General features: G+C 60.3%; 18 protein-coding genes and 2 pseudogenes. 14 read left to right on the top strand and 6 right to left on the bottom strand.

Annotated features, from left to right (window positions below; genetic code table 11):
* The first annotated feature begins 59 nt into the window (after positions 1 to 59).
* The 4 genes and pseudogenes from BCA01S_RS36115 (at position 60) to BCA01S_RS32820 (ending at position 3,061) form a co-directional block, all read left to right on the top strand.
* Positions 60 to 1,157, top strand: a complete 1,098-nt coding sequence (locus BCA01S_RS36115; protein WP_244146101.1) for an IS1182 family transposase — start codon at positions 60 to 62, stop codon at positions 1,155 to 1,157.
* On the top strand, positions 1,154 to 1,504 hold the full coding sequence (locus BCA01S_RS39375; RefSeq protein WP_244146102.1) for a transposase: 351 nt from the start codon (positions 1,154 to 1,156) through the stop codon (positions 1,502 to 1,504). Before BCA01S_RS36115 ends, BCA01S_RS39375 begins: the two co-directional genes overlap by 4 nt.
* Positions 1,505 to 1,584: 80 nt before the next feature.
* Positions 1,585 to 1,722, top strand: a pseudogene (locus BCA01S_RS39700) (H-NS histone family protein); the annotation flags it as partial.
* Between the two features lie 208 nt (positions 1,723 to 1,930).
* Positions 1,931 to 3,061, top strand: coding sequence for a sensor histidine kinase (locus BCA01S_RS32820; protein ID WP_027780495.1), 1,131 nt, complete (start codon positions 1,931 to 1,933; stop codon positions 3,059 to 3,061).
* Here BCA01S_RS32820 and BCA01S_RS32815 read toward each other — a convergent pair.
* The gene (locus tag BCA01S_RS32815; protein WP_027780494.1) at positions 3,042 to 3,476 is read right to left on the bottom strand and encodes a response regulator; all 435 of its coding nucleotides are present in this window, start codon (positions 3,474 to 3,476) and stop codon (positions 3,042 to 3,044) included. The two genes, BCA01S_RS32820 and BCA01S_RS32815, sit on opposite strands and share 20 nt — an antisense overlap.
* Positions 3,477 to 4,296: 820 nt before the next feature.
* Between BCA01S_RS32815 and BCA01S_RS32810 the strand changes: the two genes are divergently transcribed.
* The 5 genes and pseudogenes from BCA01S_RS32810 (at position 4,297) to BCA01S_RS32795 (ending at position 9,766) form a co-directional block, all read left to right on the top strand.
* Complete coding sequence (locus BCA01S_RS32810) at positions 4,297 to 5,172, top strand: lipid A biosynthesis lauroyl acyltransferase (RefSeq protein ID WP_027780493.1); 876 nt, start codon at positions 4,297 to 4,299, stop codon at positions 5,170 to 5,172.
* A gap of 83 nt (positions 5,173 to 5,255) precedes the next feature.
* A pseudogene (locus BCA01S_RS39695) lies at positions 5,256 to 5,643 on the top strand (helix-turn-helix domain-containing protein); the annotation flags it as partial.
* A 711-nt stretch (positions 5,644 to 6,354) separates the two neighbouring features.
* Positions 6,355 to 7,725, top strand: coding sequence for a sensor histidine kinase (locus BCA01S_RS32805; protein ID WP_027780492.1), 1,371 nt, complete (start codon positions 6,355 to 6,357; stop codon positions 7,723 to 7,725).
* An 11-nt stretch (positions 7,726 to 7,736) separates the two neighbouring features.
* On the top strand, positions 7,737 to 8,411 hold the full coding sequence (locus tag BCA01S_RS32800; RefSeq protein ID WP_027780491.1) for a response regulator: 675 nt from the start codon (positions 7,737 to 7,739) through the stop codon (positions 8,409 to 8,411).
* Between the two features lie 176 nt (positions 8,412 to 8,587).
* The gene (locus tag BCA01S_RS32795; protein ID WP_174447111.1) at positions 8,588 to 9,766 is read left to right on the top strand and encodes a porin; all 1,179 of its coding nucleotides are present in this window, start codon (positions 8,588 to 8,590) and stop codon (positions 9,764 to 9,766) included.
* Between the two features lie 201 nt (positions 9,767 to 9,967).
* Here BCA01S_RS32795 and BCA01S_RS36110 read toward each other — a convergent pair whose 3' ends face one another.
* Entirely contained in the window at positions 9,968 to 10,723 is a 756-nt protein-coding gene (locus BCA01S_RS36110; RefSeq protein WP_042320289.1) for a COG4705 family protein, read from the bottom strand.
* A 653-nt stretch (positions 10,724 to 11,376) separates the two neighbouring features.
* Here BCA01S_RS36110 and BCA01S_RS32785 point away from each other — a divergent pair.
* The 5 genes from BCA01S_RS32785 to BCA01S_RS32760 all read left to right on the top strand — a co-directional run bounded on the left by BCA01S_RS32785 (position 11,377) and on the right by BCA01S_RS32760 (position 15,662).
* Complete coding sequence (locus BCA01S_RS32785) at positions 11,377 to 11,721, top strand: hypothetical protein (protein ID WP_027780489.1); 345 nt, start codon at positions 11,377 to 11,379, stop codon at positions 11,719 to 11,721.
* Between the two features lie 17 nt (positions 11,722 to 11,738).
* The gene (gene hpnI, locus BCA01S_RS32780) at positions 11,739 to 13,112 is read left to right on the top strand and encodes a bacteriohopanetetrol glucosamine biosynthesis glycosyltransferase HpnI (RefSeq protein ID WP_027780488.1); all 1,374 of its coding nucleotides are present in this window, start codon (positions 11,739 to 11,741) and stop codon (positions 13,110 to 13,112) included.
* A gap of 146 nt (positions 13,113 to 13,258) precedes the next feature.
* Positions 13,259 to 13,888, top strand: a complete 630-nt coding sequence (locus tag BCA01S_RS36105; RefSeq protein WP_027780487.1) for a hypothetical protein — start codon at positions 13,259 to 13,261, stop codon at positions 13,886 to 13,888.
* A 225-nt stretch (positions 13,889 to 14,113) separates the two neighbouring features.
* Positions 14,114 to 14,716: a phosphatase PAP2 family protein gene (locus BCA01S_RS32770; RefSeq protein WP_027780486.1), complete on the top strand. Its 603-nt coding sequence runs from the start codon at positions 14,114 to 14,116 to the stop codon at positions 14,714 to 14,716.
* 646 nt (positions 14,717 to 15,362) lie between these two features.
* Positions 15,363 to 15,662: a hypothetical protein gene (locus tag BCA01S_RS32760; RefSeq protein ID WP_027780485.1), complete on the top strand. Its 300-nt coding sequence runs from the start codon at positions 15,363 to 15,365 to the stop codon at positions 15,660 to 15,662.
* 176 nt (positions 15,663 to 15,838) lie between these two features.
* On the opposite strand, the gene BCA01S_RS36670 is transcribed toward BCA01S_RS32760, so the two are convergent.
* The 4 genes from BCA01S_RS36670 to BCA01S_RS38300 all read right to left on the bottom strand — a co-directional run bounded on the left by BCA01S_RS36670 (position 15,839) and on the right by BCA01S_RS38300 (position 17,876).
* A complete protein-coding gene (locus BCA01S_RS36670; protein ID WP_027780484.1) occupies positions 15,839 to 16,150 on the bottom strand; it encodes a helix-turn-helix domain-containing protein in 312 nt (103 codons plus the stop codon).
* Positions 16,147 to 16,584, bottom strand: a complete 438-nt coding sequence (locus BCA01S_RS36665) for a hypothetical protein (protein WP_027780483.1) — start codon at positions 16,582 to 16,584, stop codon at positions 16,147 to 16,149. Before BCA01S_RS36665 ends, BCA01S_RS36670 begins: the two co-directional genes overlap by 4 nt.
* A gap of 487 nt (positions 16,585 to 17,071) precedes the next feature.
* A complete protein-coding gene (locus BCA01S_RS36095; protein ID WP_244146103.1) occupies positions 17,072 to 17,368 on the bottom strand; it encodes a hypothetical protein in 297 nt (98 codons plus the stop codon).
* A gap of 289 nt (positions 17,369 to 17,657) precedes the next feature.
* Positions 17,658 to 17,876, bottom strand: a complete 219-nt coding sequence (locus tag BCA01S_RS38300) for a hypothetical protein (RefSeq protein ID WP_156955170.1) — start codon at positions 17,874 to 17,876, stop codon at positions 17,658 to 17,660.
* Between the last annotated feature and the right edge of the window lie 186 nt (positions 17,877 to 18,062).

The following is an 18,062-nucleotide window of genomic DNA, read 5'->3' as shown; positions in this document are numbered from 1 at the left end:
CCTGTGTGAAAACGCACTCATCGCCTAAACTGAATCAACTCATTGAGACCGGGTGACTCATGAAGCGATTCGTTGAAGGCGATGACCGCAAGCAGGTCGCACTACTTCCCGGATGCGTCGATGACTACATCGGCCAGGACAACCCGGTCAGAATCGTCGACGTGTTCGTGGACGAACTGGACCTCACAACGCTCGGCTTCAACGGCACCACGCCCGCAATCACCGGCCGCCCGTCCTACCACCCTGGCGTGATGCTCAAAATCTATATCTACGGGTATCTGAACCGGGTACCCTCAGGCCGGCGTCTTGAGCGCGAATGCCAACGCAATGTCGAGCTGATGTGGCTGACAGGACGTCTGGCACCAGACTTCAAGACGATCGCCGACTTTCGCCGCGACAATGGCCCGGCCATTCGCAACGTATGCCGTCGCTTCGTCGAACTGTGTCGAGGACTGAAGCTGCTATCCAGCGACATGGTCGCCATCGACGGCAGCAAGTTCAAGGCTGCGAACAGCCGCGACAGAAACTTCACTGCGGGCAAAATCGACAAACGCCAGCAGCAGATCGAGGAAAGCGTCCAGCGATACCTCGACATGATTGAAACTGCAGACCGGACCAGTCCGACAGGTTTCGATGTGAAGACCGTGCGCCTGTACGAGAAGATCGCGCTCCTGCGTCAGCGGATGCGTGAGCTCGAGCAGATCAAACATCAGTTGAAGAATGAACCGGACGGACAGTTGTCGCTCACTGACCCGGATTCCCGCTCCATGACCAGCGGTGGCAAGAGAACCGGAACGGTCGGCTACAACGTCCAGACAGCAGTTGATACGAAGCATCATCTTATTGTCGAACACGAGGTGACGAAAATCGGAGGCGATCATGGTCAACTCAGCAAGATGGCTCTGTCGGCAAAGAACGCGATGGGCAAGCCAAAGCTGAAAGTGCTGGCTGACCGGGGATACTTCAGCGGTCCGGACATCCGCGCTTGCGAAATGGCGGGATCACGGCGTATGTCCCGAAACCGCTCACCTCAGCGTCAAGGAAGAAAGGGCTCTTCACCAAACGCGACTTCATCTACGTTGCAAGAAGCGATGAGTATCGATGCCCCGCCGGTGAGCGCGCAATTCTTCGATTCAAGACCGTTGAGAAAGACATGAATCTGCGGGTGTACTGGCCCAGCGCATGCCCGCGTTGCCATCTCAAGGAGCGATGTTCGCCCAGCGACTATCGCCGCATCCGACGATGGGAGCACGAACATGTACTGGAAGTTATGCAGCGTCGACTCGACCGGAAGCCTGAGGCAATGACCATCCGCAGAAGCACCGTTGAGCATGTCTTCGGCACGCTGAAGCATTGGATTGGGGGCAACCCACTTCCTGACCCGGACGCTGGGACGGGTGAGCACCGAAATGAGCTTCAGGTGCTGGCCTACAACCTCAAGCGCGTACTCAATATACTGGGGGTTGCCGGAATGATGAAGGCGATGAAGTTGGCTACCGGCTGAGGCCCTGAGGGGCTTCTTGCGGCCGCGACGTTCGATTGGCGCAAGCTCGACGCAGGGAGGGCGGTGTCCATTCCATCTCGGCCATCAGCGCGGGACAGTCCATCGGGCACTTCGAACTTCCGTGGGGAGCACCCGCGCAACCGGCAACGCCGAGCGATGCGGACTGGAAAAACGATCCTTTCGCCGGAAGCCCGCTCGCACGGTCGAGCCACCGCTAGGCGTTAATCTGCGCCGTTCTGGTTTACAGGGCGATGGTCAGTGCGGCCGCGTTGATAGAATCTCCGTCTTCGGGGCGGAAAATTTGGGACGGACAAGTCTGCGGTAGCTGTTCCTACTGGGCGTTCCACCAGCCGCAGGACGATGCATTTGAGCGGCACGAACCGCAACCGGCAAACCCAAGGGCATTCTGCTTCTCCAAGGAACGACATGCGACTGGCTGATTTCATCCTGCGTGATATGGAGCGCATTGTGGCGCAATGGGAGGCGTTCGCCGTGACCCTGCTGCCCGCGGCGGCAAGCATGGATTCACTCGCGTTGCGTGACCATGCCCGGCCGCTGCTTGAAGCGATGGCGGCGGACCTGTCGACGTCGCAAACGACCGAAGCGCAATCGCAGAAAGCATGCGGACGTGCCCCGCAGGTGGCCGGTGCCCCGCACACCGCAGCACAAACGCACGCCATTCTGCGCGCGCGAAGCGGGTTTGACATCATCCAGCTGATTGCCGAATACCGTGCGCTGCGCGCCAGTGTGCTGCAGTTGTGGAGGGATGGTTGTGCGCCTGAAGCGCTCCATGTCGATGACATCATCCGTTTCAATGAAGCGATCGACCAGGCGATTGCGGAATCGGTCCGCTCTTTCAGCGCTGAAGTCGAGCGGGAGCGCAACCTGTTCCTCGGGATGCTTGGCCATGACATGCGCAGCCCGCTGCAGACCATCCATGCGACGGCTTCGCTGCTTGCACGCATGAATGCCGGCGACGGTGTATCGGCAGCCGCGAACCGTCTGATCCGGACCGCTGCCCGGATGCAGAAGCTGCTCGACGATCTGTGCGATTTCAACCGGACCGAACTGGGTCTGGGAATCAGCTGCGTGCCAGCCGAGGTCGACCTTGTGGCGGTGTTTGCCGATGAGACGGACCAGCTGCGTGCGGCTTATCCCGGCCGCCGCATCATGCTGGAAGCACCCGTCAGCCTGCCGGGGGTGTGGGACGGTCCACGCCTGCAGCAGGTGCTGGCCAACCTCGTTGTGAATGCGGTCCGGTATGGCGCGCCGGACATGCCGGTGCGAGTGGTGATGACAGGCGACGAGACGCGGGTCCGGTTCGAGGTCAGAAATGCAGGTCCTGCCATCGAGCCGGCGCTGCTGCCAAGGATCTTCGATCCGCTCCAGCGCGGCCCGGAGGCCGGCGCCGGGAACGGCAATCTCGGGCTCGGACTGTATATCGCCCGCGAGATCGCCGCGGCGCACGGCGGCACGATCGAGGTGCGGTCGGAGGACCAGGAGACTGTCTTCACGGTGAGCCTGCCGCGGCAGACAGTTATCCGACGAGCGCGGTGATCAGCGTGAGCAGCTGGCCGGGCGGCCAGCCTTTCTGCGCATAGCCGTCGAATTCGTCTCCGGTGACCTTGCGGTGCACCTCAGCCTCGTCCAGCGCAGTATGGGCAATAAGTGCGATGGCGCCGGTACGCGGGTCCTGCCGCAGCGCGCGGGCCGCCTCGAAGCCGTTGCAATCCGGCATCCAGATGTCCATCAGGATCACGTGGGGCGCCCACTCGCGTCCCGTGTCAATCGCCTCCACTCCGCCGAAAACCGCCCTGGCCTCGATATTTTCCAGCGACAGGTAGGCGGCCATGGCAAGCGCCGCATTCTGGTTGTCGTCGACAACCAGGATGCGCAACGGGGCGCCGTCAAGCGGGACCCGACGCAGGGTCCATCGCCGGGGCGCCCGGTGAAATAATTCTGAAAGCAGCATCGAACGACCTCCAGTGCACTGTGTCGTGCACCACGCGTGCCCGCGCTGCCAGACGTTTCGCTGACGGATGAAAAAAGCCGGCCCATGAGGCTGGCGCAAAAGCCCTGACATCCCAACGGGAAAACGGCGGTCAGAGCCTGAGAGAGCGGCGCGCGGGGCCGTGGCAGGCCTTCCTGCACCTCACGGCCTGGCGCCTTACTACCGGGTTAACGGCAGTGCGCAGGATTGCTGCGGCAATTTTTTACGTCAACCGTAGCGGACACCATCCGGGAACAACCCGCCATATCGGGGATAATGCCTCTACATACTGGCTGGCCATAAACACCGGCAACCAGAGGGCTGGCCGTGATGACACAAGCCCTGCCTTGTGGAGAAGCACGCGAGCCGATCGCCCGAATTGGGATCATCATCGGCCTTGTGGCTCGTCCTCGAATCAACTCGCCCTCGCTTTGCAAAGACGGTGCGTCGCTCGTCAGCAGACGTTTGCCAACAGAGTGCGAAGGACCGTTCTGGCCGAACTCCGCCCAATACCGGCGCGCGCCAAGACTTTGAAACCGCGCATCGCGATGAGGACCGTAGCCGGACCCGCCGCTGCCGTTCACCGATTCACCTGCGAAGCGGCAGCTTTCGAGTTGGGGATCGGCCATCCGCTTGCATACAGTGGCCGGCCCATGAAGCGGAGCCGGAATTTACACCTGTCGACACTCTGCTTAAACGGGGGCAAGACTGCGTCGGTGCCTTGGTAGTTTTCCTGGTCAACATTTGCGATTTACGAGTGGACGCATCAGATAGGATGACGGTAACTACATAGGAGATGGTCTTGGGACAACTGGGTCATCTGCTCGTCGTAGCTTTACTTCGCACGCTCTCGATACTTCCGTATCCATTGGTCGCGAGGGTTGGCAGCGCAGTCGGTGCGACCCTGTATGCGCTTCCCAGTCGCCGCAAACATATCGTCCTTGTCAACTTGCACCTCTGCTTTCCCGAAAAGTCGGAACGCGAGTACGATGAGCTTGCGAGAGAACATTTTCGGCATGTCGTACGCAGTTATCTCGAACGAGGCGTTCAATGGTTTGGTAGCGCTCAAAGGATCAGAAATCTCGTCCAGATCGAAAGCGCGATTGATCTCGAAGACAGAAATGCTCCGCCCACGATCTTTATGGGGTTTCATTTCGTGGGCGTCGAGATCGGGTGCCTGCTTTACTCACTGAAGATGCCGGCCGCTTCCTTGTACACGCATATGTCGAACAGGCGCCTTTGCGATCTGGCCAGACGTCAGCGGGGCCGATTCGGCGCAGAGATGATCGAACGATCGACAAGCGCCAGGAAGATCGTCCGACTCCTCCACGAGGGCAAGCCGGTCATGCTCGCTGCGGACATGGACCACGGCATTGAAAATTCTGTTTTTGTACCTTTTTTCGGCGTCCCCGCATGCACGCTGACTTCAGTTTCGCGACTTGCGAAAATGGGTCACGCACGCGTTGTGCCGTTCGTCACGGAAGTACTTCCGAATTTCAAAGGGTATAGGTTGAGCGTCTTTGCGCCGCTCAGCGATTTCCCATCGGAAAGCGACACAAATGACGCACGCTGCATGAATGAGTTTCTCGAGGCCCAAGTACTGAAAATCCCCGCCCAGTATTATTGGGTTCATCGACGCTTCAAACATCGTCCAGAGGGTATGCCCGCGGTATATTGATTGCTCGTGCTGAGCGGTGTTCGCGTGGACAGCCGCCTGCCCTGCCATAACGCGTTCTGCAAACCTGCGGCAAGGGCCTCGGAACGCCAAAGCGGCAGAAGTGCGCATTTTTCCCTAACATGGCAGCGGCCGGGAAAGCCGGGTTTGGCCCCCTGTCTGCGCTGCCGCTCAGAGTTGGGCACTCGGAAATGGACTGCTAGATGCGTCGGCCCAATTTGTGCAAGCGGGCGCGGCACTGATAAAGAGGGTTTTCTAAACACCGCAAGTCTCGCAGAGCTTGCGGCGAGCATAGCGTTATTGACCGGCACCTCCGCCCGATTTTCGATGCCGAGTACGGCGTGTCGATGATCGAATTCGCTCAGACGCAAAGGTTGCTGCTAGCAAGACGCCTTCTGACCGACACGCGTTTGCCAGTCACCATAGTGGCATTGACATGCAGGGTTCGGGAGCGTCCGGAGGTTCAACGACGTCGGTTCCGGAAGGAGATCGGCGAGCGACAACTGGTGCTTCACGGCATACCTCGCAAGTGTGGACTCGCGACCCATGCGGTGCCATTGGTACGGTAGTCGAACCCGAGAAACCGCGGCGCAAAGGCGCAAGGAAACCCACAATGACGGGTTCGGTGGCGCGGCGGCGCAAGCGAGAGCTTCTTGCCGCGAAGCCAATAGCTCTTTCCTGACGTGCGAACGGCGCCCGCGAATCGCACGAGACCCGCTATCGACGTTCGTCCCATCACGACAAGCTTTTTGCAAGTTGCGGCATTACGATCATGGATTTCCCCTAAGAAAATCAATTGCCATGAAAGCGGAGAGAAGGATTTGTCGTCTCATAATCGCGCCGTCAGTCCACGCGGCGAATGCAACTGAAAATTGCCAAGCGGCCTTGTTAAAAGAAAGGTGAAGCTGTCGATTAGATAACGTTTCACATCCGGTCACCTTCGCTTCAGCTTGCATTTGGCTTGGCATAACAGCGGGACCAGAAAATGCCCGGCGCGGTGCACGCGATGGAACTGGCATCGTGCGTAAGGAATCGTGCTTGCAGCGATGCGCCCGCCGCGCGCGGATGCGCTCTTATCAAATGAAGCGCCGCGTGATATCGAGGGCCTATGACGAACTGCATCCGGGAATCAAGAACCTTAATTGAAGTTGCTTCACACGCGGCTTTTGCGGAGGGTAGTCGACCATGATGCGAAGCCTGCGCGCACGGCTGCTTGCGTGGCTGCTGGTTCCGGTCGCGGCGTTTATGTTAGTGACCGGCGTGATGTCGTATGACGCGGCTTGCGAGACCGCCGGGCTTTTACAGGACAACGCTTTATTTGCGTCCGCGCGGATCATCGGCGAAGACGTCGATTGGGAGGAGGGCGCGCTGATCGCGAGGATTCCGCCGGCGGCGCTGGAGATATTTGAGTCGCCCTATCAGGACCAGGTGTTCTACCGGGTCGTGAAGGGACGCGACCGATTGTTGGGCGGTAACCCCGATCTCGCGCTGCCTGCTCCGGGAACGCAGGGGCCCGTGTTCTACGACACCGTGCTGGACGGTAACCGTGTTCGTGTCGTGGCTTATGAGCGTGAGCTATACGACTCGGGTGCAATCGAGCCGGTCACGATAGTCGTGGGCAAAACTCAGGCCTCTTATCGGGCGATGCTGGCCAACCTCTGGCGTCCCCAGTTGCTGCGCGAGGGATGCATGCTCGCGCTCGTGATTGCGCTTGTGCTGATCGGGCTGACTTTCGAGTTGCGTCCGCTCGTCAGGCTGAAGGGTGACGTCGCTGACCGCGACGCTCTACAGCTCGAGCCTGTGAACATCGAGCGCCTGCCATCGGAGCTCTGCCCGGTCGCCGACGCGATCAATCAATGCATTGCGCGGCTCAAGGTGCACGCTACGACGCAGCGCAAGTTCATCGCCGACGCCGCGCATCAGTTACGCACGCCACTCGCGTTGCTCGGGGCGCAGGTTCAATGCGCGCGTCCATGCGAGAACTGCGGACCAATGCTGGGTGATGCCCTCGCGGGCATACGTCGCAGCACTGTGAAGATGACTGAAATGACCAATCAGCTGCTGTTGCTTGCACAGGCCGAGTCTTCGTCGCGCGAGCGCACGCCTGCCAAGGTCGACCTCGCCGCTGTCGTTTCATGCGTACTGGAGGAGCTCGTGGACGCAGCGCAGCGGCGGGGAATCGATATTGGCGCGGAGTTGAACGGAACAACGTTCGTTGCCGGCAGCACGATGCTGCTTATCGCTCTAGTGACCAATCTCGTCGATAACGCGATCCGGTATACCCAGCCGGGCGGTCGAGTAACTGCAACCTGCGAGGAACAGGCGAACGACGTCCTGCTGCAGGTCGTCGACAACGGACCTGGCATTGCGCCGGAGTCGCGCGTCCATGTATTCGAGCGCTTCTATCGCGGGACGACTGATGCGGAAGGAACGGGCCTTGGACTGCCGATCGTGCGCGAAGTCGCGCACTCGCATGGTGGCAGTGTCGAATTGAAAGCGGTTGACGGGCACACGGGCCTCAGGGTGATCGTTCGTCTGCCGAAGTGGCGTGATTGAGGGGAGGTCCGATGAAGCTTTTACTGGTCGAAGACAACGCTGAGCTTGCACATTGGATCGCGCATCTGCTGCGCCTCGAGAACTTCGCGGTGGACAGCGTGCCGGACGGCGAGTGCGCGGACATGGTGCTGACAACGCAACGCTACGACGTCGTGGTGCTCGACCTTCGGCTGCCGCGGATGGACGGCAAGGAGGTGCTCGCGCGACTGCGACGCCGCGGCGACAGAGTGCCGGTCATCATGCTGACGGCGCATGGATCCACAGACGACAAGGTGGATTGTTTCAGTACCGGTGCCGACGATTACGTGGTCAAGCCCTTCGATGCGCGCGAACTGGTCGCACGCATAAAAGCGCTCATTCGCCGGCAATCGGGCGACATGACGTCATGCCTCACGTGTGGCGATCTGCACTACATATGCGACACCCGTGAGTTCTTCCACAACGACGATCGGCTCGCGCTGCGGCGCCGTGAACATACGATCCTTGAAACACTGATGTTGCGAAAGGGTAAGACGGTATCGAAATCCGCCCTGATGGAAAGCGTTTTTTGTCTCGATGACGAACCGAGTGCGGACGCGATAGACATCTATATTCACCGCTTACGCAAGCATCTCGCCAACTGCAGCGCGCAAATCACAACGTTGCGTGGCCTCGGCTACATTCTGCGGCCACAAGCTATCGAGTAACTTCAATCCGAACAGCGTCCACGCGGGGCGAATCGGTAGATCTACTTAGTTGTACAGATGGTACAGGAAAGGTGCGTGAAGGATTCAGGTATCTACGATTCGACGATGGTGTGACGGACGTCTATGCAAGATCAAGCAAGGCCAAACGCGATGAAGCGCGATCAACAACGCCGCCGATGCAAAAGCGAACCAGCAGATTTTCAACGCAACAACTCGAGGAGACAGACTTGAAGAAGAGATACCTGACGCTGGCAGTCGCGGCCGGTGTTTGCCAGGCGACCGGTGCACACGCACAGTCGAGTGTCCAGCTTTACGGACTGATGGACCTGAGCTTTCCGACGTACCGGACCCACGCGGACGCCAACGGCAACCACGTCATCGGCATGGGCAATGACGGCGAACCGTGGTTTAGCGGCAGCCGCTGGGGTCTGAAAGGCGCCGAGGACATCGGTGGCGGCACGAAAATCATTTTCCGTCTCGAGAGCGAATTCGTCGTCGCCAACGGGCAGATGGAAGATCCAGGCCAGATCTTCGACCGTGACGCATGGATCGGCGTCGAGAACGACACGTTCGGCAAGATCACCGCTGGCTTTCAGAATACTATTGCCCGCGACGCAGCCGCTATCTATGGCGACCCGTATGGCAGTGCTCGATTGACTACGGAAGAGGGTGGCTGGACGAACTCGAACAATTTCAAGCAGATGATTTTTTACGCGGCCAGCGCGACCGGCACGCGCTATAACAATGGCGTAGCGTGGAAGAAGCTGTTCAGCAACGGCATCTTCGCCAGCGCAGGCTACGCATTTGGCAACTCAACGAGTTTCGGCTCCAACGCCAATTACCAGGCAGCACTCGGGTATAACGGTGGCGTCTTCGACGTGTCGGGCTTCTATAGTCACGTAAATCGCGTTGGCTTTACAAACCAGACGTGGTCGGTGGGGGGCAACTATAACTTCGGCATTCTGCGCGCCAATGCGGGCTACTTCCGGTACCTCGGCAATCAGGGTTCGCTCGGTCAGCGTCAGGATAATGCGTGGACCGTGTCACTCAAGGTGTCGCCGAAGGGTCCGCTCGACTACCAGCTCGGCTATCAGCAGATGCGCGTGAAGAACGCCGCGTACAACGGCGATGGCGATATCCCGAACGCGAACATTGGCGCGTTCGATCCGGCGTCCGGCCTCCATAACGGCTTCAAGGAAACGCTGTACGGTTCGGTGTTCTATCACCTGTCCAAGCGCACCGAAGTGTATTTGGCCGGCGATTACATGAGGCTGCATGGCGGCTACACCGTGGGCTCGACGTTCGGTGCGACCAACCAGCTCGAACTCACGACGGGCGTGCGCACCCGCTTCTGATCCCTCTGGGCCTCTGTTTCTGGCCGATTCATCGACGAAATGTGCTCCAGCCTGCGGCGACGGTTCAATCCGTTCGCCGCTTTTTTCTGTTCCGCGGGTGGTGGACGACTACCATGTTCAGAAATACCACTGTCCGGTTAGCGCTGACCAACACCATCTCCGTTTATACCGCAGCACTGATGCTCGCGATCACAATGTCGATTAGCGCGGCTGAAAGCGGCCGGTACGGCGCTCGAAAAAAATACACCGAGGAGATGGTTGTATAGCGGCACCTGAACTCATCCCCAGACCGCCGTAGGTTCTGGCTTGCGTCAACAGGTCGCCCAGCGCAGCCCCGAAAGGACGGCTCAGGATGTAGGCGATCCAGAACGTCAGCACGGCATGGCCACCCATGCGCCAGATGGCGCAAGTGGCGCCGATCAACGCACCGAAAACGACCGCGCCCCAGACGAAGCCCAAGCCCAGGGCCTCGGTCGCCAGATCCCCGGCTGCGGTTCCGAGCGCGAACGTGCAGAGGATGGCCGCCCAATAGAATAGCTCGCGGTTGCGCGTCACTATGTCGTGGATGGACAGGGTGCGTTCGACGCGGTACCAGACGAAGAAAATCGCAGCGAGTGCAACTGCAAACACTGACGTGCTGATGTACAGGCTAACGCCAAGGCCATCGGTCAGCAGGTCAGTGATCTGGGTGCCGACGACGCTAACCAGGACTACAGTGAGCCAGTAAATCCAGGGGGTATAGCGACGGGTGCGCAACTGAGTGACGAGAGCGGTCACCAGCAACGTGGCCATGACGGAGCTGGTGACGCCTTGGCCCCAGCCCACATTGACCGCCAGGAAATCAGCCCCTGTCTCGCCCACTGTGGTCGACATGATATTGACCATCCAGAACGACAGCGTGATTTCCGGGACTTTGCTGTGCCAGTCGACTGATCCGGTCACGGGCAATGTGTTCAATGGTGTTCTCCTGCGTTTAAAAGAGGTTTCCAATGAGTCTGAACAAGCCGACTTAGCCCGGCCATAGGTTCACTCGCGAACCCAAGCCAGCAACGCCGAGGGGATTACTACGAACATCGGCTTGCGGGTGTGCTTGTTGCCGCGCATCAGCCGACGCTGATCAGGAGCGGGATCGCACAGATGACCAGTGTCTCTGGCTGGGCACACTCCCGCTGTGCAAAGAAGGTGGCCTTCGTGGGCACCTGAGCGTTGGGATGCTAATGACACTGCATGATTGACGGCCTCGATGAAGTGGCGCACAAAATGGCGGCGCCCTTGTCGTCATTGAGCCGGACATCGACGACTCGGTCACCGCAGCGTCCCTCCCGAAACCTCCCGGCAACGCGTGGGGAGCGGTCCGTGCGCATTGCTCTTGCTTAAGGCTTTCTTCAGCTTTGCTCCGTACTATTTGCACGAAGCATACCGCCGCATTAGCCACATTGGCACTCGGCGTCGCCTTCTGTTGCTGGTCTCTCGAAGCGCGATCGTAGGTTCATTGATGGAATGATCGGCTGGCACATTGGCCTTTTGTGTTGAGCTGTGACTCGACTCGAGCAGCGCGAGAGAACTGTACGCAAAGCGCGCAATCGTTTCTCAGGGTATGAGGCAAAGCCATGAAGCGAATCACCGTCGACATGCTGCGGGCCCACCTGATGGTGGCTTCGCTGACGGCTGTCGTCGCCGAAGTCTTCGCCTGCGTGACGGTAGTGCTGTTGCCGGCCGCGCAGCATGTTTTCGGCTCCGGCGCTTTCCGGCTGGCTTCGCTGGGAATGATGGCGGGCGGCGTAATCGTCGCGCATCGGTTGGCGCGGGGTGCTTTTCAGCGCGCCGTTGAAGGGCGCTATGCGAGCGCTGCGGATGCTAACGTACGGCGAATCGAGGTCGTACCTGGTTGCCCGCGACTCTGGCTTGTCATCCTTCATCTTCGTCTCACGGGCAAACCGTTCGTGCTGAGCTGATACTGAAGGAATCCTGAATGGCTGCACACGCATTGACAGTATGCAAATGGATTCTGCTCGCCGGGTGCGTCGGCGCGTCGCTGTATGCAATGACGGCCGCCGCCGCAATGCCCTTCCTCAGACAGCGCCGCAGCTTGATCTTCTGTTTGGACCGTCTGGCGCAAGCCGCTGCCGCTCCCGCGTCCGGCAGCATGGTAAGCGGCGCTCACCTCGACACGCCCGGCTCGCATTCGTTCTATCCTTTCCCGCACAGCGGCGTGAGTGTGCTCAAGCCACTGTGCGGCGCAGAGCCGCGCCTGCATGAAAACCTGCGAAGCTTTTGTGAGCAGCGTTACAGGAATTTTCAGCTGGTCCTCGGCGTGTCTTCCCCAGACGATCCCTCGATTCCCGTCGTGCGCCGTTTGCAGGCCGCGTATCCGTCGCGCGACATCGAACTTGTCATCGATACGCGGATGCATGGGAGCAATCGTAAAGTCAGCAATCTGATCAATATGGCGGCGCACGCGCGCCATGACGTGATTGTGATCGCAGATAGCGACATTGCCGTCGAGGCAGATTATCTCGACGGTGTGGTCGCGCCGCTCGCCGACCCGCGCGTCGGCGTGCTCACGTGTCTTTATGTCGCGCGAGCTGTGGGCGGTTTCTGGTCGCGCGTGGGCGCGCTTTTCGTCAACGAATGGTTCGCGCCTTCGGTACGGGTCGCGTATATGACCGGGTCGCGCCGCTTCGGCTTCGGGGCAACGCTCGCGTTGCGGCGGACGACGCTTGACCGCATTGGTGGCTTCGAGGCCCTGAAGAACTGTCTGGCCGATGATTACTGGCTCGCCGAACACGCCCGTGCGCTCGGACTGCAAACGGTGCTCTCGCGGGTGATGGTGGCCACCGACGTGACTGAGCCCACGTTCGCCGCGCTATGCGAACGCGAAACGCGGTGGCTACGCACGATCCGTTCGGTGAACCCGCTTGGCTTCGCCTTTCTTTTCATCACGTTTCCGACGCCCTGGCTGATGGCCGGCGGATGTCTCACTGCTGTTTTCGCGACCGGCGGGAGCGGCATGACGCATTGCTGTCCTGCGGTTGTAGGAGCAGTCAGTACATCCGTCGGCGTCGCTGCGCGTTTGCTGCTGCATGCGCGCGCCGCACGCCATCAGCTTGCCCTGAGAAGCGCGTTGCCAGGTGTGGCACCCGAGTCGTTCGCGCGTGAGTTCTGGATCGATTTGCCGCTCTTGCCGCTGCGCGACGTGCTGCTGTTGTTTCAATGGATCGTTGCCGCTTTCGGCACGCATGTGACCTGGCGCGGCACGCGTGTTCCTGTTGAAAGTCCGCAATTGACGGCGCACGCAAGGTCGCTGCGTGCGATGGAGGTCGTGGAGCCATCGGATGGCCGTTGAACCTCGGACCGAATCGGCGATCTGTGTTGTTGGTGTGCCGCTTTGCTCGGGAACAGCATCCGTCGAAGCGCCGGACTGGCAACTGTCGTGACGCAATGCAATGTGCGGCAGGACAGGGTAACCATCAGGTTAAGGCTGGGCGCTCTATGTACCAGCGACGCACGCCTGTGCGACCCTGGTTCGCCGTCGTTGCAGCCGCAATATCATTCACCGCCGCACCAGCCGAGGTGTGGCTGGCGATCGCATCGAGCACCAAGCTTCGGGTTTCGCGGATGCTGGATCTTTGGCGTGGATTGGAGGGGATTCATTCACATTTGCACGAAGACCCGTACGCGTCTGTGCAGAAGGAGGCCGGCGTCGATTGCACAACGGACGTGACGCTCTTCTTGCTGGACTGCACGGGTGCGCGCTATGGATCGAAGGCGGTAAGTTCCCGGCGCTTCGGACAGGTGATCGGGCAATTCAGCGGTGCGGCAGGTGAGCTACGGCCGATTCCCGCGGCCACCAGGATCGACGCGGTGGTGAAGGCGGTTTGTTCACCATATAGAAGAGTCAGGCAGGGCGAATCAACGCCCGGTGCTGTCCTCGTTTGTGAACTGCTTGCCGATCGTTCACTGGTTGGCAACCTGACTGGCACCAATGTCCTCGGCACCGGACGGCAAATAGGGCATCAAGACTGGGTGAGCGTTCTGCCGTTTCAGTGTGCATTGGCGTCGTCGTCTGAGGGAGGAGACGGGTTCCACGCAGGGCACCGATTGTTCTGGCTGGCGGCCTAGGCGTCGCCGCCAGCGTTACTGGCGTTGCGTCCGGCGCCTTGATCCCGCAAGCGGCGTGTGCAGGCAGCCGGCGCGGGGCCGTCGTTACTCGCTGCGAGACCGCTCCGACGCACGACTGATCTTTGCGTAGGCGCGGCGCTCCTCGACATACCGTTGTGTCTCAGCTGCCTGGCGCTGCGGTCGCGGGCCGATCGTCGCTGACAAACCTGTAGAGATCTGTGTGCAATGAATACACTCGAAGCATTCAACCAGGCGCTGTTTCTCAACATTAACGCGACGCCGGCGACACCGACATGGCAGATCCAGACAGCCGTGCTGATCGCAGACGGCGGGATCTACATGGTTCCGCTGCTGCTCATGGGCTTATGGTTATGGGGCAACGAAAAGCAGCGCGACCTTGCGGTCCGGGCATGCGTGGTGGCGATGCTCGCCTTGGGCATCAACCAGTTGATCGGCTTAGCATGGCCGCATCCACGACCGATCATGATCGGGCTCGGTCATACGTTCCTGCAGCACGCCCGCGACTCGTCTTTTCCGAGCGACCATGTGACGATCCTCTGGTGTATCGCCTTGACGTTGCTGTCGGGGCAGGCGCGTCGGCTTGGGTTGCTGACTCTACTGGGCGGATTTGCGGTTGCGTGGGCGCGTGTGTTCGTCGGGGTGCATTTCCCGCTCGACATGGTCGGAGCCGTCGCCGTTGCCTTTGCGGCCTGTGCGTCGGTTGCGCCACTCTGGCGTCTCGGCGGGACGATGGTGATGCATGTGGCGGTTGTGCTATATCGTAAGCTGTTCGCGTGGCCGATCGCCCTAGGCTGGCTGCGTCCCTGAACCGGCCCTGCATGCGCCGTGCATCGACGTTACCCGTGTCTATGTCGTAAACCCGTCCGCAGAGTCACGCCCCCTGCTCAAGCGCAGCATTTCTGCCGAAATCGAACTTGGCCTCACAGTCGGGTCCAGACGAACGCTTGCATAAGCGATCAACTTGAGAGCGTGTCGGATAGTCACGGGCGTGGTTTGCAAGAGGCAACATGCGCGTACTGACTGACGGCGATCGAGCTGCCCAGCAGGGGCGTCAAGAGGCTCGCGCCAGGCGATGGAAAAGCGATACCAATAGACCCGTCGCATTCGGGACGGCACTCGACACGGCGGAACACGACTCTTTCTGCCGCTTGCCGAGTCGCCGACCGTCGTTGCGACGGACCGGCGCAATCCGGCACAGGTTTGAGCCGGGCCTACGTGTCCATGTCGTCTCCGGCTGCAAGCAGATATCTGCCGTCATGCTGGCCGATCAATGACAATGCTACCGCCTTGCTGCCGTAGCACAACTGGTTGAGCAGCGGGTTAGCGGTCTGGGCGCGGCAAAGCGGCGTCATGGTGGCAGGCGGTGTTCCGCGGCGAACAATAGCGATTCCGGCCGACGCTGCTATGATACGCGAACCGGGCTATACCTAAATCGCTTGCGTTCGGAGCGGTGATGGAAAACGACAAATTCCGCCGCGAGGCCCAGAAATGTGCACAATTGGCAGCCCGGCAACTGGCAGGCAGCCGCGAGCGCGAGGAGTGGCCGAGGATCGCCGAAGAGTGGCGCGCCTCGGCGAGAAATGCCGCCTTTGGGGATGGGGCTCGGCATGAACTAACAGCGAGCGGAACAGGCACGATCGAATCGCCGGTGACTTGCGCCCAAGGTAGCCGCCCGATGCCGGAGCACTTTCCAGACTGCCCTCACTTGCGGCTTTTTGACGGGCGCCATATCTTTTCAGGCGACGATGACTGAACGAGCCCCTGGTTCGCTCAGCCAGACCTTCCGGCAGTCAGGTCCTCTGGCCGATACCTTCCTCCCGTCTGCGGCGGTTCGCCGCGCTGCGGATGATATCCAACCAACCGCTGTGCATCCGCACCCGAACGCCTTCCCCGCGCTTTGTAATGCCTGCGGCGGCACCGACAGAGCATTCAGTCTGGCGCGCCAGTACGTGTGTCGTTCAGGAGCGCCAGATCTGGGGCGGCGGCCGTGCCCTTGCGTCTGGATTTGCCGTCGCTATGAAACGCACGGTATTCGGACGGCAGGATTTTCATCTGTGTCCGGAACGTTCGGGCGAGATGAACACCGCTGCTCATGCCGGAGAGTTCGGCGATCTTGTCGACCGTGAGATCGGTTTCGACAAGCAACCGGCGGGCAATTTGCAGCCTGAGGTCAACGAGATAGTCCGACGGTGAAACACCCAGTTCGCGCCCGAAGTGGCGAGCGAAGTTGCGTCCGTTCATTGCAGCAGCGGCGGCGGCATCGCCCGCAGAGATCGGACGATGACAATTGTCCTGCAACCAGTCGCGGCGATGCGTACCCTGCCGCCTGGCCCGGTGCAAGTCTCCTCGAGGGCGAGACTGACCACAGTCCGGGAGACGATCGACAGTTCCTGGGCAACGCGTTGGGCCAGCATGTCACCCCGATCGCGCCGGATGACGGCGACGGCGGCGCCCAACGCATCGTCGAATGCTTTCGATCTTGGACTGTCGACATCAGGCCGCAAGGTGACGGGTCTACCATCAGGTGGTGACGGATGCTTGCAGAGATATATGATCTGCGTCGCATTCACTCGGCCGTGGCACAGGCGCTGCGCCAACGGCTCCAGACTTAGCGAATCGACGTACTGATCCGGAGCCGCAACGAAGAGCGCGTCGAAGCCAACGTCCTTGTGCATCTCGAACGCTTCGGTACAGACCTGCAGGGATGACGCCACCCGGACTACCCCCCGCGCTCGGACAGGAAGGTCACATCATACGCGCGCAGACTATCGTCAGGGCATGTGAGCCGGGAAGCCAGAGTGAATGCCTCGGCAATGACGTTCGCACCGACGAGATCGCACCCGTCAACGAGCAGGATGGCGATGCGTCGCTTGCGAGGCGATGCCGGCCGCGGCGATGTCGAACGTTGAACGTCTTTTTCGTTGGCGCACTGTATTCCAGTGTTCTTCAATCGTTTCTCCCCGCGTAGCTTCTCTGTTTGTCCGTCAGGCCGATCCGTCCAATATTCATTGCCCCGGCTCATCGTGCCTCGGTGGAACGCGATTCAGTAAGGCGAACCGCTGCTGCGAAACTCTTGCGACCGCGTGGATTGTGCATAGCCGCCGTATTAAGCCAGCGTCTCAATGCGCGGTCTGTGCTGGCTGCAGCAATGGCTGCTGCTTTCTAGTAGGTCCCGGCAGAGGCGTCCCTTCCCGGCACCGGTGGGTCGCCCGCATTGCCAACAACGCTGCCGTCACGCCGGCCAATCCAACCGAACGCCCATTGCTGGGCAGCTTCAATCGCCTCGTTCTCAGTGTCGAACCAGCCAATACCACGCTCGATGCGCATCTCGACGTCGGCATCATCGTCAAGCGACGCGCGGACCAGCCGCGCATGCGCGAAGTATTTGCCAAGGGAGAAATCCGGTGTTGCATCGATGATCGACCTGCGGCACCCGCATTCCATGATGAGCTCCGTCATTCAGCAGCCCCGATTAGAACAGGGCTGGGTGCGCTTAGTCCTGGCCTGATCGCCAGCCTCCCAATGCAAAGGTTTTGGAGCCTCCGTCTTTCAGGGCGCCGATACAGTTATAGACCAGCAGCGATTTGCTGGCAATCCGGCTTTCGACGGAAGAAAAATGTCTCTCCCGGCGGGGGATCGCGCTATTAGGCCTAGGTCGAGGGCGGTCCAGGGAGAAGTCGCTTGCCTGCGCCTCGACCGGCGAAGGCCTTTGTCGGCTGATCGGTACTCGACGGTGACCAACCGTCGCTCAGAGCGATGCAGTACGGAAGCTCAGTGGCGGTGGGCGCTCGAAGTAAGTCTTCGGCAAACCTGGCTCGGACGGCGCCATTCCCATCTGGACGGCTCGTTTGTCGGCATCGCGCTGATGGCGATGGAATCCGGAGTATTTCCACAACGTGTTCGCCGGGTTGTGACGCGGCGCGCATCTTGCCGTGTCCCTGATCGGCTGGAACGGCATTATGGTCATGCACCGGCTCCGTAACCTGGACGCGATGGGACGCGATATCAGCAGGCCGAGCACATTCGCAGACTTTCAGTCAGCACCCGAAGGTAGTCTCTACGATACGGCGTCGATTCACGGTGTGCACCGCCTCCTGTTCAAGGAATTTCCCGACCGTACCCCTGTTCGTCATGGTGGCCGAGGCCGAGCAGG

Origin of the sequence: Paraburkholderia caledonica NBRC 102488 (genome assembly GCF_000685095.1) — a bacterium.
GTDB classification, from domain to species: domain Bacteria; phylum Pseudomonadota; class Gammaproteobacteria; order Burkholderiales; family Burkholderiaceae; genus Paraburkholderia; species Paraburkholderia caledonica.
This window is presented reverse-complemented; position numbering and strand designations above follow the sequence as displayed.